Here is a 16,550-nt window from a genome sequence, read left to right on the forward strand (position 1 = left end):
GCGGAAGGGAATTTTGGAACTGTAGGAGCGAGAGCGTCCGCCTTTGTCTTCGGATTTCTACCGCTAATAGCGGCTATTATCAAAAAATGGGAAGACAACAGCGGCAGGAAGTCCAAACATTCCCTGTAGTCCCGCCAATCCCAAAATAGAATAATCACAAGCTCAATTATATAGATGGCCGGAGGTGACCGATTCATGAAGGAAACGTATGAGCTTATCATCAAGAATGGGGACGTAGTGCTGCCCGGAAAAGTACGCAAGCTGGACATCGCTGTGAAGAACGGAAAGATTGCCGCGCTGGGCGAGAAGCTGCCGGTTTATCCGGACACCCGGGTCATCGATGCGGAGGGACAGTATGTGCTGCCCGGCATGATCGATATGCATGTTCATTTTAATGAGCCGGCGCTGGGCCATTGGGAGGGCTTCCGCAGCGGTTCGGCGGCGCTTGCTGCGGGAGGCTGTACCTGTTATGCGGATATGCCCCTGAACGGCAATCCGCCTACTGTGAATAAAGCCGCACTGGAACTCAAAGCGGAGGCAGCGACCGGCAACTCAGCCGTGGATTATGTGCTGTGGGGCGGGCTGGTTCCCGGCAATCTCGAGGACCTGGAGGAGCTGGCGGCAGCCGGTGTTACCGGCTTCAAGGCGTTCATCTCCAATCCCGGAGGCGAAGGAGAAGGGCGTTTCCGGGAGGTGGATGATGACACCCTGTTCCAGGGGATGAAAAAAATCGCCGGGCTCGGCGGCATTCTTGCCCTGCATGCGGAGAGCGAAGAGATCACCGCAGTGCTGTCAGCTGATGCTGTACGCAACGGCCGGACCACTGCACGTGATTTTGCCGCTTCCCGTCCGGCGGAAGCTGAGCTGGAGGCCGTGGCGAGAGCGCTGCTGTACAGTGAACGCACTGGCTGCAGGCTGCATTTTGTGCATATTAGCACCGCAGCTGCGATTAACATGATCCATGAAGCCAAGGTCCGCGGGCTGGATGTGTCTGCGGAAACCTGCCCCCATTACCTGGTTCTGAGCGAGAACAGCCTGGAAGAGCTGGGAGCGCTGGCTAAATGCGCGCCGCCGCTGCGCAGCCCGGAGGAGCAGGAAAAGCTGTGGACGGTGCTGGCAGACGGCCGGATCGAGCTGATCGCCTCGGATCATTCCCCTTGTCCGCCTGAGCTTAAGCTTGATCCCGGGCTGAACTTTTTTGAAGCCTGGGGCGGTATTTCCGGGGCGCAAAGCAGCCTCGAGCTGATGTTCCACGAAGGGGTCAATGTACGTGGCCTGCCGGTTACGCAGATTGCCGCGCTGCTGTCAGAGCAGCCGGCCCGGCGTTTCGGGCTGGACCGCCGCAAAGGCTCGATCAAGCTTGGGCTGGATGCGGATCTGGTGTTGCTGAACCCGAACCATACTTACACCTTGAAGGCGGAGGATCTCCTGTACCGTCATAAACATAGTCCCTATACCGGTATGACTTTATCCTGCAAGGTTACGGCTACGATCAGCCGCGGAGCGGTCGTATACACCTCCTCAGACGGGCTGCTGATTAATGACGGCGGCCAGTGGCTGCGGGTAAATGAAGGGCAGCCTTCATTATGACAACGCCGACGATTCAAGCACCAGCGCTAGAGATGATGGAGCTGCTGGAGGAGCTTGCGGCCTTCAGCGCTCCGGGACCCGGAATCTCCCGGCTTCTGTATACTCCCGAATGGCTCCGGGCGCAGCAGTTCCTGCAGGAGAGGATGGCTGCACTGGGGATGGAGGTAAGGCGTGATGAGGTCGGGAATGTCTATGGAAGATTTGCAGGCTCGCAGACAGCCGATAAAGTCATATTAACCGGCTCACATATTGATACCGTTCTGAACGGAGGGAAATATGACGGTGCATACGGGATTGCTGCTGCCGTAACTGCATTGCATTATTTATGGCAGACCTTCGGGCAGCCGCTGCGGACCGTGGAGGCAGTAGCCTTTTGCGAGGAAGAGGGCAGCCGGTTTCCGCTCACCTTCTGGGGCTCGGGCAATGTCACCGGGCTGTACGACGGAAGTGAAGCAGACAGCTGTGCCGACTCCGGAGGAGTGACGGTAACTGCGGCGATGGAAGCTTGCGGATTGGGACGTATAACCGGGAAGGGTCCCCGCAGAAAGGATATCGGCGCGTATGTTGAGCTGCATATCGAACAGGGGATCGTACTGGAGAGATCGGCCTTGGAGATTGGAATCGTTGAAGCTATCGCCGGACAAAGGCGCTTTGTAGTGAGAGTTGGCGGTACCGCGAACCATGCCGGCACAACCCCGATGGGGTTGCGGCGGGATGCGCTGGCGGGTGCTGCAGAGATGCTGCTGGCGCTGGAGCAGGCAGCGGTCCAGACCGGTGATCCGCTGGTAGCAACCTGCGGGAAGCTTGAGGTGTACCCGGGTACGCCTAATGTAATACCCGGTGAGGTGCAGTTTACGCTGGACATCCGCCATAGCGAAGCTGAGCAGCTGGAGCACTTTTGTAGCGGTATTCAGGCACATTTCAATAGGATCGCCGAAAGCCGCGGGCTGACTTTGGAGCTCACAGCAACCTTAGCTACCACTCCTGCACCTATGGATGAGGGGCTGAAGGGGCTGCTGGAGCAGATCAGCCAACAGCAGGGGAGAAGCTTCCGCACGATGGTTAGCGGAGCAGGCCATGATGCCCAGCTCTTCGCACCCCTATGTCCTACAGCAATGATTTTTGTGCCGAGCCGGGCAGGAATCAGCCATTCTCCGGATGAATATTCTTCACCGGAAGAGCTGGCTGCCGGATTGAATCTGTTAACGGCCATATTATATGAGCTGGCTTATAAAGAAAGCTGAACATCAGAGGGAGAGGTTCTCATGAAGCGGTACGAAGATTTGTCGCCGTCCTTGCGGTGTATAATGACCCCGGGACCGGTGGAGGTCGATCCGCGCGTGCTGCGGGCGATGTCTTTTCCGGTGCTGGGCCAGTTTGATCCTGAATTTACCGATATTATGAACGAAACCATGGGGATGCTGCGTGAGCTGTTCGCTACAAACAATAAATGGGCTTTTCCGGTCGACGGCACTTCGCGTTCCGGTATTGAAGCGGTGATGGTCAGTTTAATCGCGCCCGGCGACCGGGTGCTGATTCCGATCTTTGGCCGGTTCGGCCATTTGCTGCACGAAATCGCTGAACGCTGCGGGGCAGAGGTCTATACCATTGAGAAAGCCTGGGGCAGTGTGTTTGCTCCGGAGGAAGTGATCTCCGCGATCCAAAGCTTTAAGCCGGATGTAGTAGCTATTGTTCACGGGGAAACCTCCACAGGCCGGGTGCAGCCGCTGGCTGAGATCGGGCAGGCCTGCCGTGAGCAGGATGCCCTGCTCATCGTGGACGCCGTTGCGACAATCGGCGGTGTGCCGGTGGAGACCGATGCCTGGAAGCTGGACGCTGTCATCGGCGGTACACAGAAGTGCCTGTCGATTCCCTCCGGGATGGCGCCGGTTACGTATAATGAGCGGGCGGAAGCCAAGCTGCTAAAGCGCAAGCAGGTAGAACGCGGGCTCAGAACAGGGGAGTTCGAAGCGGGGGAGCTGCCTCCTGTGCGAAGCAATTATTTTGACTTAAGCATGCTGCAGGATTACTGGAGTCCGCAGCGGCTGAATCATCATACGGAGATGACTTCGATGCTCTATGCACTGCGTGAAGGGCTGCGGCTGGTGCTTGAGGAAGGCCTTCAGGCACGGCATGCCAGACATGCGCTGCATGAAGAGGCGCTTACAGCCGGACTAACGGCGATGGGCCTGGAGCTGTATGGCGATCCGCAGTGCAAGCTGACTGTTGTTACCTGTGTGCGGATTCCGGAGGGGATCGACGGGGAGTCTGTACGCAGCATGCTGCTTAACCGCTTTGGTATCGAGATTGCCAGCTCTTTCGGGCCGCTCAAAGGACAAATTTGGCGCATTGGCACGATGGGCTTCAGCTGCCGTGAAAATAATGTGCTGCGGGTACTTGGAGCGCTTGAGGCAACACTTTTGCGGCATGGGCATCCTCTTCCCGCCGGCCTCGGTGTCCAGGCGGCACTTGACGTATATGAGGCAAAAGTAAGATAATCGTCTGAATAGGCAACGGGACAAAAACAAATGCAATAAGGCCGCCCGGCTGAGCCGGACGGTTCAGGCATTACCCAGGAAACGGCTTGCGTCCCGCAAAGGGGCGGCATAGCCGTTTTTATTAAAATATAAATAAATCGGAGGGAGTGGAAGTCATGACGTTTAAAAGAAAACCGCTTGCGGATTGTGTGCCTGAGCTTGTGGCTACAGCCCGCGGCGATCAGCCGGCATCTCTGGTCATCACGGGAGGAAAGCTGGTTAATGTGGTTTCGGGGGAGATATTAGAGGGGATGTCTGTTGCGGTACAAGGGGGACGCATTGCCTATGTCGGCAAGGACGTCTCTCATACGATTGGTGAAGGTACCAAGATTATTGATGCAGCCGGCAAATATATTGCTCCCGGATTACTTGACGGACATTGCCATATCGAAAGCACACAGCTGACCGTTACCGAATTTGCCCGTGCGGTGCTGCCGATGGGAACGACAGGCGGATTCTTTGACGCGCATGAAATCGCCAATGTGTTCGGACTGAAGGGGATTAAGCTGATGCTCGATGAAATGCGCGGCACACCGCTTGCCGCGTATATGCAGGTAGCTTCCTGTGTACCTTCGGCAGGGGCGGAGTTTGAAACAACCGGCGCCTCGCTTGGACCGGCGGAAATTGCCGAAGCCTATACCTGGGGCGAGGATGTCATCGCACTTGGTGAAGTCATGAACTTCCCGGGCGTGGTATATGGCGATGATAAAATGATCGGCGAAATCCAGGCGACACTCCGCGCAGGCAGATATGTTGATGGGCATTTCACCTGGCCGTCCAGCGACTGGAGACTTCCGGTTTATGCTGCCGCCGGCGTAACCGGCGACCATGAATGTGTAACGGCTGAGGATGTCATCGAACGTGTCCGTCTGGGGATGTATGCCAAAATGCGCCGCGGCTCCGCCTGGCATGATGTAGCGAAGACGATCACTGCGCATACGGAACACGGGCTGGACCCGCGCCGGATGATGCTGGTCACGGATGACCGCAGCTCGGAATCGCTGCGCGACGAAGGACATATGGATTTTGTCGTACGCCATGCGATCTCTCAAGGGGTAAAGCCGGTTATCGCCTTCCAGATGGCGACCATTAACACCGCTGAGCGCTTTGGCGTAGCCCGTGATATCGGCTCGGTTACGCCGGGCTCCTGTGCGGATATTATTTTGCTGGACGGCAATCTGGCCGATGTCCATGTAGTAACGACAATAGCTGCTGGTGTGGTGGTGGCGGAGAACGGCATTATGACAGCTGAGCTTCCGGCTTATACCTATCCTCAGGAGGTACGGTCTTCGGTTCATCTGCAGCAGCTTCCGGTGCCGGAAGACTTTGTGATCCATGCTCCGGTGGAGTCGGGCAGCCTCGCTACACGGGTAATCAAGGTCATCGAGAATCATGTGGAGACAGAAGAACTGATCGTGCAGCTGCCGGTGGAGAACGGGGTGCTGCAGGTCGGAAACGGCCTCTGCAAAATCGCTGTATTTGAACGGCACAAAGGGACCGGCAATAAATCGGTAGGCGTAGTTGAGGGGATTGGCTTCCATGAGCCGGCAGCTATTGCCATGACGGTTGCCCATGACAGCCACAATGTGCTGGTGATCGGCAATGATGATGTCCTGATGGCAAAAGCAGCAGCAGCAGTAGCAGAAGCTCAAGGCGGTGTGGCTGTAATTACAGGGACGGGTACCACGCTATTCCCGCTGGCCATCGCCGGACTAATGTCTGCAGAGCCGTTTGAGGTAGCCGCCGCCCAGTCTGCGGCAATCAGTACAGCGCTGAATGATGCAGGCTGCACGCTGAATTATGCATTTATGACCCTATCTCTGCTGGCGCTAGCAGTCATTCCGACCTTGCGGATTTCCGATAAGGGTCTGGTGCGGATCTCACCGGAAGAGGGCATTCAGCTCGTATCTTTATTCTGCTAGACGGCAATTTGCCGGATCACCGTATACTAACAAAAGTGCCTTCAGCCGTTACCGGTCTGGAGGCACTTTTTTTCTATGTGAATGACTCTACTACATCTGATTAGACTCTTAATCTTTCATTCCAAAGCAGTCCGATTGCAGAGCCCTCCCTTCCAGAAATAACCGGATTGGTTACAGTTCTGTCATAAGGGACATAATATTAACCGTTTCATCACATTTCGAAACATATATTTTAAGATTTTTAATAAAAAATATTAACAAACCGCCAAGATTCGACGATAATACTGTTAAATTAATTAAAATTAGTGCCAATTCGCAGGTTTGCAGAACAGTTACTGAAAGTTCAAATATAAGGAACGGGGTGTATGAGATGATCAGATTAGATACACAGGACATTGTGAATATCACAATGAAGCAAATTGCCGGTATTTTTAAAATGGAGCCGCTTGAGCTCAGATTTGTTAATGATTTTCGGGGGGAGCAATATCTGCTAACCAATGATAAGCTGCATCTCAGCAACCAGCAATATTGGGCAAAGGTTATGGATTGTGTGTTTGATAACCATGTCAGACCGGTTTTGATGTGTGAAGTGCTGTATTTCCTCCGCAATGAATTTATGGAGAGTGACATCAAGCTTAAGTTTTCTTACGATTTCGCTGAGGGTGCGAATGGGTTGGCAACGGCAACAGCTGAGGTTTGCTTCAATGATTCTCCGGAGCTGCAGCCGGCTGAAATTGCTGAATTGATTGATTTTGCATTGGCCTTGCAGGATAAGAATTGGTTTGAGGAACTGACCGCTAAATACAAACAATTAACCGCATAAGCTTCATACGCGAGCCATAGAGTACATTTAAATATAAGAGCCGCTAGATCAGCCAGTTTTCAGCTGAGATTAGCGGCTTATTTGAAATATAATGAGGGTTATGCGTAATCTCCTGTTTAGAAGAAGGCGGTTTGAAGTTCGCCAGCATGGATGTTTAGGGATGAATCGGGGGGCTTTCTGCTGCCAGCCATCCCTGAGCATTGTCAGTAACCATTTGTGCGAGAAATAGAAGCCACTCTTCACTGTCGTTCAAGCAGGGCGCGGTTAAGAGGTCCCTGGGTTCTCCTCCGCCGGAGGCGAAATGCTCCCGTCCTTCCACCGCAAGCTCATGCAGTGTTTCCAGACAGTCGGTCACAAGGCCCGGTGAGAAAATCAACGGCCTGCGGATGCCGCGTGCGGCCAAGCCCTTCAGCACTTCTTCAGTCGATGGCCCCAGCCATTCCTCGCGGCCAAAGCGTGATTGAAAGCTGACCTGCCAGCGCCCGGGCTCCCAATGCATAGCTTCCGCCAGCAGACGGGCCGTTTCCAGACACTGCTTAGGGTAGGGATCACCCGTTTCGGCATATCTGCGGGGAATTCCGTGAAAAGACAGTACCACATAATCAGGCACTGCATTCATCCGGCTTAACTGGCGGAGCAGATGGTTCTTCATAGCTGAGATATAACCAGGTTCATCATAGTAGGAGTCAATAAACCGCAGAGCCGGGACGGACCGCTTGGACACGGATCCTGTTGCGCTGCTTCTTCCGAGAGCGGCGAAGCTCGCGGCATCATAGACGGAAGCGGTAGTAGTAGAAGAGTATTGCGGGAATAAGGGAACAACGACAATACGCTTTACGCCTGCAGCTTCAAGTACAGACATGGCTTGTTCCATGCCGGGTTCGCTGTAAGCGAGGCCAAGCTCCACCTGATATTGGCTGCCAAGGCGTTTTTGCAGGCCTTCGCGCTGAGCCAGTGAATGCAGGAGCAGAGGTGAACCATCCTTGTGCCAGATGCTGTTGTACAGCTTGGCGGACCGGCGAGGCCTTACACGTAAAATAACCCCCCGCAGCAGAGGCTGCCACAGTAAAGGGGGATAGTCGATAATCCGGCGGTCCGACAAAAACCTGCGCAGATAGTTGCGGACTGCATTGGCGTTTGGCGCTTCGGGTGTTCCGATTTGGGCAAGAATTACTCCGACAGGGGATGGATTCATTTTGCGGACACTCACTTTCAGGGAACTTGACATCGTTTTAAAATATCACAACCCTAATTGGAAGCACAATACATAAAATCATAGGTTTCTCATAAGACGGAGCAAATGGGAGAATTTGAAAGTTTAATCAAATATATTTTTTGTGTTAATCGCAAATAGTGATTTTTCTTATAGGGTGTGTGATTTTATATACAGAGAAATGAAGCATATATTTGATACCATCAAGCCAGAAATTACCTCTGAGAGGTTAATAGTTTTTATGTGAATTAATTCACCCTTTTATGTGAATTGTTTCACCTTATGCAGTATTAGTAAATAAGTGAACGCATCTTCTGAAGCACACAACTGGGTCATGCAGGAACGGGAAAGGGGGGATGATTTCTTATGAAGAGACATGTTGTTCTTCGTAAGAAAGGACGGGAGAGGACCAGCAGGGGGATTTTTTCGAAGAGCTATATACTACTGGGGATTTGGTAAAGGAGAATATGCATTGAAAAAACTAATTACTTTGACAATCAGCGCAGCTTTACTGCTTGCGCCATTCGCTTACACGATTAACGCACCCGCTCTGAAATTGACGGTGGACGCAGTTTCGGCAGCTTCTGAAGAAGCGCCGGCAGCGACTGCAAAGCCAGCTGCTAAGCCAACCGCTAAGCCTACACCAAAGGCAACAGCAAAACCAACTGCAAAGCCTACACCAAAGGCAACAGCAAAACCAACTGCGAAACCAACGCCAAAAGCGACAGCTAAGCCAGCTGCTAAACCAGCTGCAACAGCAAAAGCAACAGCTAAACCGGCAGCAACAGCAAAACCGGCAGCAACAGCAAAAGCAACAGCAAAACCGGCAGCAACAGCTAAACCGGTTGCAACGGCTAAACCTGTAACGGTTAAACAGAACGTGTATCAAGACGGCGTATATGTTGCATACGGCAATGCTTACTCCAAGGGTACTGAAGGCGTAAAAGTTACGATCAAAGACGGAAAGATCGCTGATATCGTACTGATGAGAACCAACCCGAAAATCATCGACAACACGGTCAGCAACAACTATAGCGGCGTGTGGGTAGCTTACGGTCTGATGAAAGAAAGACTGCTTGGCAAAACCAGAGACGGCGCAGCAGCAGTAGATGCTGTATCTGGCGCAACCCGTACCAGCACTGGCTGGAAGCTGTCTGTGGACAGAGCATTTGAAAGAGCATTGAAAGTTAAACCGGCAGATGCTACTTACTTCGCAGGTGACCACATGGGTGTTGACCCTGAAGGTAAATACGCTGTATTCGCAAGCTATGATGCTAACAGCCTTACAGCAGTGAAGCTGTATCCGCTGACCAGCACTGGCAGCTTCGTTGACGAAAAAGCATACACAGCTGAACAAACTGCGGCAATTGCAGCAATTACACCTGTACTGCTCGCTAAAGGATCTTCCGCACAGCCGGTTGCCGGCTATGAAGCTGAATCCAAAGCAGCAATCAACGCTTTCTGGGATGCAGAGCAAAATGCCAAGATCAACAACACCTCTGCTTATGTTGACGGTTTCTATTCTTCTTACGGTACTGCAAGAAGCGTAGGCGTTGAAAGAGCCGATGTTGTTATCCGTAACGGCAAACTGGTAGACGTGAAACTGTACAGACTTGGAACCAACCTGATTGACAGAGGAACAACAGCTTATGCCGAAGTAGTAAAAGCTAACGCTCCAATGACTGCAAAATTGCTTGCTAACGGTTCTTATATTGCTAATTATGATGAAAAGGTAGACGGTATTTCCGGCGCTACTGAAAGCAGCCACGGCTGGAACCAGGCTGTACAAAGAGCATTTGAGAAAGCCCTGAAGGTTCCTACAGCAGGCCAATACTTCGACGGCAAATTCGCAGGTGTGGATAATCAATCCAAAATCCTGCTGCTGGTTGATGTTGCAGCTGACCAAGTAACCGGAATTAAACTCAGCCTGTTCGGAACAGACGGCAAGCTTATTGCCGATGACAAACTGACTGCTGACCAAAAAACACTGGTTGAACAGCTGACAGCAGGTCTGCTTGATAAAGGCGTGCAATTGGCTGATGTTGCTGGCCAAGAAGCTTTGTCCGCAGCAGCAAGAGCAGCGCTGACTGATGCATTGACTAATGCTTCCAAGGTACAAGGCACATACAAAGACGGTACTTTCACCTCTTACGGTAATGCTTATGATAAAGGCACCAACAAAGCTGATGTTACCCTGCGTAACGGCAAGATCGTAAATGTTGTTCTTACCCGCGTAGGTATGAACCTTGTAGACCTGGGCAAAGCAGCTTATGCTGAAGTGCAAAAGGCTATTCCTCAGCTCACAGCAAGCTTCCTGGCAGCTGGCACCAAAGAAGGCGTACAACAGGTTGATGCGGTGTCCGGCGCAACATCAAGCAGTAACGGATTCAAAACTGCAGTAGACAGAGCTTACGAAAAAGCAGAACTTGTAAAAGTTGATAAAGCAGCTTACTTCGACGGTATCTTCATCGGTACTAGCACTGATAAATCCGTAAATGTAATGGTTACTGTGAAGAACAATGTTCCTGTAGCAATGACTGTATACTATTTGGATAAAGCTGGAAAAGTTAAAATTCCAGAAATGCTGACAGCAGCTGAGATTTCCGTGAAGTTTGAAATCGAGTCCACTTCGAACGGCAAATCATTGCATAAATATGGATACAAAGCAGCAGCATTCGGTGCAAACGATGCTGAAAAGGCAGTCTCTGCAAAAGTCGTTGAAGCGATCACTTCCGCTCTGGCAACAGCAAGTAAATAAGTTGATTTACAACAAATGAAGGGGTTGTCCTTAGCCATGCAAGTGGCGGGGGACGACCCCTTTTTTGAATACATAGAAACGGTCACCACCCCTTTAAGGACGGTGAAGTCGTATTTCCTTAGTATTATCGTGTATAATAGTAGATTCATAAAGAACAGCGACATAATTAGCAATGACAATCGTATAGTATTTAAAGGGATTTCGGAGATGAATGTCTAAAGTTTACTATATACAACAGGTGAAAGCCTGTAAGTAACAGGAGGCTCCAACATGACACTTATTAAACAGCTATCGCCACAGGATGAATTCGTCGGCTTCTATCTGCTCAGAGAGCTGACGCTGAAACAAACAAACGGTACTCCTCCAAAGGATTATTTTGATATTGTACTCGGTGATTCCAGCGGCCAGTTATCGGCCAAGTATTGGGATGTCAGCACGACTGATAAAGAAACTTTTTTTCCGATGGCACTGGTAAAAGTTCGCGGCATTGCCCATACCTACCGTGAAAAGCTGCAGATCAAGGTCACCAAGATACGGCTGGCTAATGAGTCCGATGGCGTGTCACTGACCGATTTCATCCGTTCGGCGCCCATCCGTCCGGTGGATCTGATCCATACGATCAAAGGGGCTATGGCCAGTATCGCGGATCAGGAAATTTCAACGCTTGTCGCGTTTTGTGTAGGTAAGGTGGAAGAGAAGCTGATGCACTATCCGGCGGCTAAAACCCACCACCATGCGTATTTCGCCGGGCTTGCTTATCATATGGTACGGATGCTGGAAATCGGAGATTTCCTGTGCAAACAGCGTCCGTTCCTGAATCCCGATTTGATGAAAGCGGGGATTATCTTACATGATATCGCCAAACCGGAGGAAATGATCTCCCAGTTTGGAATTGTCTCGGATTACAGTGTTCAGGGTAAGCTAATCGGGCATATTTCGATGGCCTCGAACTGGATTACAGAGGCGGCGATCCGCTCTAATATTGATTTGGAATCCGAAAAAGTTCTGGCGCTGCAGCATCTGGTGTTGTCGCATCATAATTTGGGGGAATGGGGCAGCCCTGTTCAGCCGCAGACGGCGGAGGCGGTAGCCCTGCATCACATTGATGCTATGGATGCCAAGCTGCAGATGGTGGAGGATGCGCTGGATACAACGCCTGAAACCGAAGAATGGACACCTTTTATCCGGGGACTGGAAAATAAGGCGGTTTACCGCTTGAAGCTGTAAAGGCCAATTTCAATTGTTCCGTGAAGGTGAGTACTGGTGTGAGTAAGTTGTTTGCTATAAAAAATGCAAGAGCAGGTTCTTCCCCATCGGGGAGGAAGACCTGCTCTTTGTTGTGTTACATAATCGGCTGGACTTTGCCGGAATGTCCGCTTTGTTGATGGAACCGTCGAATGATTTCGCCATATGAGACGGACCGGTTCAATCAACGGTAAAACTACCGTTGATTTCGCTCATATGAGGCGAACCGGTTGAATCAACGGTAAAACTACCGTTGATTTACCTCATGTGCCGCGCTCCATCTGCAGATGTTTACACACTTGGACATTCAGCCCCGCTAACACAGCTGGCTTCTCTTAGAAATGAGGCTTAACAGACGGAGCCGCCTGCAGTGAAGAAAGCGCCTTGGCAGGCTGCTTTTTTCGGGGGGCTTTTTTAGGCGGTGATTTAAAAGGAGTGTATCCGCCTGTGAACATCTTACCGGCTGTATAACCCTGATTGTCTGCCAGCAGGAGCGGTTCAAACTTCTGGTCCTGCTCCATCAGCTTGAGCAAAATGAGTGCTGCTGCCCGTGCATCGTCGAGCGCATCATGATGCTTCAGGCTGATGCCGAAATGCTGTGATACTACGTTCAATTTATGGGACGGCAGCTCCTGGAGCATTTTTTTGCCGAGCAGATAAGTGCACAAATATTGAAAATCAGGGTAGCGGTTCCCCGAGGCATCCAGACAATAACGCAGTACGCTCATATCAAAGGCCGCATTATGGGCCACCACGATCTCGCCCTGCAGCAGCGGTTCCACACTGCTCCACAGCTCCTCAAACGTAGGCTGTCCCTGGACCATTGAGGGAGTAATGCCGTGAATAGCGATGTTCATTCCGTCAAACCGCTGGCGCGGATCAATCAGCCATACATGCTCGGCGGTGATAACGCCCTCTCTTACCTGGACAAGCCCCAGAGAACAGGCGCTTGAGCGGCTGGAGTTCGCGGTCTCAAAGTCAATTGCAGTAAAATTCATTGGTAAAGCCCCTTATCTATCATATGTACTATTAATTTTAGAGTAGTGAGAGGGGAAATACAATCTACTGAATTTACAATAAAGTGATCGTATGATATGAAGGTGAGCTCCTAAACTATAGGATGAAGGAAACGGGAATAAGGAGTAGAAGTACTGGAGGGGACAGAAATTATACGTAGAAAGGCTGGCCCGGAGGGGCTAGCCTATTTTTGTGGTCAATGGCTGCTCAGCGCCTTGTGCGGGAGAGGGGGACAGTTCCAGCTGATAGCCCTTCACCAGGGTTTCGCCGTTCTTAATATCAGTCTCATAGGCCCGCTTGAAGCCTAGACGCTCGTAGAGCTTGATGGCTGAGGCCATCATATCTGAGGTGTGGAGGTTCAGGGTAGAGGCACCCCATTCGAGGGATCTTCGTGCGGCATCCTGAATCAGGAGTGTAGCAATTCCGCGGCCGCGGGCAGCAGGGGATACGGCGAGCAGGCGCAGAACAGGAGAGTGGATGCCAAGCTCAGGCTTGCCATAGGCAGTTTCCGAGGAAGTGAACAACAGTGCGCTGCCCACAATTTGCTTACCGGCTTCTGCAATGATACGGGCAGCAGGGGCATTTCCGTGTACGGAATCGAGAATGGAATCCCGGTATTCAAGCCAGTAGGCCTCAGGCAGGAAGGCTGAATATTGGCTGTAAGCGTCAAGCAGCACTCCGGCGATGGCTTCGCGATCGCTATCCACAGCTTCACGGATAATAATCTCTTTTGACATGTTCTCGTTATGCCCCCTTTAATCAAATTGGTAAGCTCATCTCAATGCTGTAATTATAATCGACAATTCCTATTGATATAAGAGGAATTTAAACATTCTGATAATTGGATAGAAAACTTCTATCTGTTTTTGTGATTATTTTTATGGAAAACGGGCCGAAAAGCATTGCAGATGTGTTGACAAAAAAATAGGTCGTGACTAAGATATATACAAAATCTATAAGGTAATCCTCGCCATAATTCATTGTTAATTCATCGGAATAGTAAATTATTATATAACGATAAAGGAGGCCTTGGAGTGAATATCGATAATATTGAAGCATTTGTGTACATCAACCACTATGGTAGCTTCAATAAAGCCGCCGAAGTCCTGTATATCTCACAGCCGACTGTAACAGCCCGCATTCAATCGCTGGAACGGGAGCTGGATTGCCGGGTGTTTGACCGGCTGGGCAAACAGATTCATCTTACGGATAAAGGCAAGCAGTTTCTTCCGTATGCTCAGCAAATTCTCCAGGTCTACCAAAACGGCAAACATCAGCTCCAGGCGAAGGGGCATATTCCGAATGAGCTGAGAATCGGCAGTACAGTATCGGTGTCCAATTATCTAATGCCGCATCTGCTGCTTCATTTGAAACGGAAGTATCCGCATATCAACATTAAGCTGACGACTTCATCCACAGATCTGCTGATTGATAAGCTGAAGGCGAAGGAGATTGATCTGGCTTTTATCCGTAAAGTTGTCAATCCGGCGATTCAGGCTTTCCCATTCTGCGAGGATCCTATTTCGCTGTATGTGTATGCAGGGCACCGGCTGGCCCTAAGCGGTCGTGCTTCCCTGCAGGATATCCGCAAGGAGACGCTGGTTTTTTTTGAATGCGGCTCTTTGGACTGGATGCGGCTGCACCGTGTATTTGAGAGCATGGAACAGCCGCCGAATATTGAATATCAGGTAGATAATCTGGAAACGGCCAAGAAGCTTGTATTGAAAAAAGCGGGTATCTGCTTTCTTCCGGCACTAAGCGTGCAGGAGGAGGTAGCGGCAGGAACGCTGATCCGGGTCGATATCGCGGAGACGGAGGGGATCTCCCTGCGGACCAGCCTGATTTCACTGAACGGGGAGAACGGGGAATTCATCGAGACCTTGCTTGAACTGGGTGCCCTCAAAGCCGGAGATCGACTAATTGTATAGATGTATTAAAAAACTCTATTAGCGTATGGTTACATGCAGTGATAAAGTTAATTGCATATAATCACGACTAATTCGATAGGGATTATAAAGTTAATTTTCAAAAAGTTTGGAGGGAAGGTCATGAGTGAGGTTTACCGGCTGGCAGAACTGAAGGATGCGGAACAATTGCTGGATGTTACATACCGCGCCTATGAGCTTATTCGTGAACTCGGGCTGCATTGGCCGGCAGCCAATGCCGACTTGGCGCTTATTGAAGATAACATAGCCACGAATGAGTGTTATGTGCTAGAGATTGACGGAGTGATAGCCGCCACCATCACATTGTCCAAGGAAGAAGAGATCAGGAAGCTTAGCCCGCTGCCTTTTATCAAATGGTTCGCTGCCCACCCGGATTACAGCAATAAGGGGTATGGCGGAAAGCTGCTGGACTGGGTGGAAGAGAATATTATTCTCGGACAATTGGGTTCACCTGAAGTCACTCTGGCAACGGCGAAGAAGCACCCGTGGCTGGTTGAAATGTATGAACGCCGGGGTTACGAACGGTTCCTGGAGCTGGATCCGCAGAATGGCGACGGCATTATGTATCTGCTGAAAAAAACACTTGCAGACAAACCACAATTCATTCAAAGGGGATAGAAACATGAAAAAATCCATTTCACTCGTATTTGCATCCATACTGACACTTGCGATTGCCGGCTGCGGGAATAACAGCAACAACGCCGCGAACAGCGGCCAGACCGGAAATACGGCTGAAGCTGCGAAGTCATCGGAAGCACCGGCAAAAGTTACGAAGATCATTGTGGGCACAGGCACAGCTTTTCCTCAAGTGTGCTTCATTGATGAGAACGGCAAGCTTACCGGCTTCGATGTAGAGCTGCTCAAAGAAGTCGATAACCGGCTGCCGGACTATGAATTTGATTTTCAGACGATGGATTTCAGCAACCTGCTGCTCAGTCTGGAAACGAAAAAGATCGATCTCGTGGCCCATGTCATGGAAAAGAATCCCGAGCGGGAGCTGAAATACTCTTTTAACAAAGAAGCCTACGCCCACTGGAGAAACCGCATTGTCGTGGCTAAGGACAATGATACGATCCAAACGCTTGATGATCTTAAAGGCAAGAAGGTATTGGTCGGCGCGACCAGCGCACAGGCGCAAATTCTGGAGAACTACAATAAAGAGCATGACAATGCGATTAATATCGTGTACCAAAGCGGTACGGCTAACGATGCAGCTGACCAGATCAGCACCGGCCGTGTGGACGCTACGCTCGCTGCAGATTTTGTCCTGCCGATCATTGATCCGCAGAGTAAGCTCAAGGCTTCCGGTCCCGAACTGTCCTCCGCAGATATTCTCTATGTCTTCCGCAAGGATGATGCCGATTCGCAGAAGCTGTCGGATGCCATTGACGGTGCCATCAAAGAGCTGAAGACGGACGGTACACTGGGTAAGCTGAGCACAGAATGGCTGGGTGCGGATGTTACCGCGGATTCGGCGCAATGATTAAGCCGGTGAGCAC

The 16,550-nt window shown here is 50.9% G+C and carries 13 protein-coding genes; 10 read left to right on the forward strand and 3 right to left on the reverse strand.

The window, feature by feature from the left end; all coding sequences use genetic code 11:
- The first annotated feature begins 195 nt into the window (after positions 1 to 195).
- From QU597_RS06645 to QU597_RS06665, 5 genes are all read left to right on the forward strand, one after another.
- Positions 196 to 1,590, forward strand: coding sequence for an allantoinase (locus tag QU597_RS06645; protein WP_310831902.1), 1,395 nt, complete (start codon positions 196 to 198; stop codon positions 1,588 to 1,590).
- On the forward strand, positions 1,587 to 2,834 hold the full coding sequence (gene allC, locus QU597_RS06650; RefSeq protein ID WP_310831903.1) for an allantoate deiminase: 1,248 nt from the start codon (positions 1,587 to 1,589) through the stop codon (positions 2,832 to 2,834). Before QU597_RS06645 ends, allC begins: the two co-directional genes overlap by 4 nt.
- Positions 2,835 to 2,855: 21 nt before the next feature.
- On the forward strand, positions 2,856 to 4,088 hold the full coding sequence (locus tag QU597_RS06655) for a pyridoxal-phosphate-dependent aminotransferase family protein (RefSeq protein WP_310831904.1): 1,233 nt from the start codon (positions 2,856 to 2,858) through the stop codon (positions 4,086 to 4,088).
- 155 nt (positions 4,089 to 4,243) lie between these two features.
- Positions 4,244 to 6,049, forward strand: coding sequence for an adenine deaminase (locus QU597_RS06660; protein WP_310831905.1), 1,806 nt, complete (start codon positions 4,244 to 4,246; stop codon positions 6,047 to 6,049).
- 370 nt (positions 6,050 to 6,419) lie between these two features.
- A complete protein-coding gene (locus QU597_RS06665) occupies positions 6,420 to 6,872 on the forward strand; it encodes an IDEAL domain-containing protein (RefSeq protein ID WP_236336415.1) in 453 nt (150 codons plus the stop codon).
- A 154-nt stretch (positions 6,873 to 7,026) separates the two neighbouring features.
- On the opposite strand, the gene hemH is transcribed toward QU597_RS06665, so the two are convergent.
- Entirely contained in the window at positions 7,027 to 8,067 is a 1,041-nt protein-coding gene (hemH, locus tag QU597_RS06670) for a ferrochelatase (protein ID WP_310831906.1), read from the reverse strand.
- 490 nt (positions 8,068 to 8,557) lie between these two features.
- On the opposite strand from hemH, the gene QU597_RS06675 reads away from it, so the two are divergent.
- Both QU597_RS06675 and QU597_RS06680 read left to right on the forward strand, forming a co-directional pair.
- The gene (locus tag QU597_RS06675; protein WP_310831907.1) at positions 8,558 to 10,843 is read left to right on the forward strand and encodes an FMN-binding protein; all 2,286 of its coding nucleotides are present in this window, start codon (positions 8,558 to 8,560) and stop codon (positions 10,841 to 10,843) included.
- A gap of 270 nt (positions 10,844 to 11,113) precedes the next feature.
- Positions 11,114 to 12,070, forward strand: coding sequence for a 3'-5' exoribonuclease YhaM family protein (locus QU597_RS06680; RefSeq protein ID WP_310831908.1), 957 nt, complete (start codon positions 11,114 to 11,116; stop codon positions 12,068 to 12,070).
- Positions 12,071 to 12,423: 353 nt separating this feature from the next.
- Here the strand turns inward: QU597_RS06680 and QU597_RS06685 are convergent, their stop codons facing one another.
- The gene (locus QU597_RS06685; protein WP_310831909.1) at positions 12,424 to 13,086 is read right to left on the reverse strand and encodes a 3'-5' exonuclease; all 663 of its coding nucleotides are present in this window, start codon (positions 13,084 to 13,086) and stop codon (positions 12,424 to 12,426) included.
- Positions 13,087 to 13,284: 198 nt separating this feature from the next.
- Positions 13,285 to 13,842 carry a GNAT family N-acetyltransferase gene (locus tag QU597_RS06690; protein WP_310831910.1) on the reverse strand — a complete coding sequence of 186 codons (558 nt, stop codon included), beginning with the start codon at positions 13,840 to 13,842 and terminating at the stop codon, positions 13,285 to 13,287.
- Positions 13,843 to 14,139: 297 nt separating this feature from the next.
- Here QU597_RS06690 and QU597_RS06695 point away from each other — a divergent pair, with 297 nt between their 5' ends.
- From QU597_RS06695 to QU597_RS06705, 3 genes are all read left to right on the forward strand, one after another.
- A complete protein-coding gene (locus QU597_RS06695; RefSeq protein WP_310831911.1) occupies positions 14,140 to 15,033 on the forward strand; it encodes a LysR family transcriptional regulator in 894 nt (297 codons plus the stop codon).
- A gap of 120 nt (positions 15,034 to 15,153) precedes the next feature.
- On the forward strand, positions 15,154 to 15,669 hold the full coding sequence (locus QU597_RS06700) for a GNAT family N-acetyltransferase (protein WP_310831912.1): 516 nt from the start codon (positions 15,154 to 15,156) through the stop codon (positions 15,667 to 15,669).
- 4 nt (positions 15,670 to 15,673) lie between these two features.
- A complete protein-coding gene (locus QU597_RS06705; RefSeq protein WP_310831913.1) occupies positions 15,674 to 16,534 on the forward strand; it encodes a transporter substrate-binding domain-containing protein in 861 nt (286 codons plus the stop codon).
- Positions 16,535 to 16,550 lie beyond the last annotated feature (16 nt).

The organism is Paenibacillus pedocola (assembly GCF_031599675.1).
Classification (GTDB): Bacteria; Bacillota; Bacilli; order Paenibacillales; family Paenibacillaceae; genus Paenibacillus_AQ; species Paenibacillus_AQ pedocola.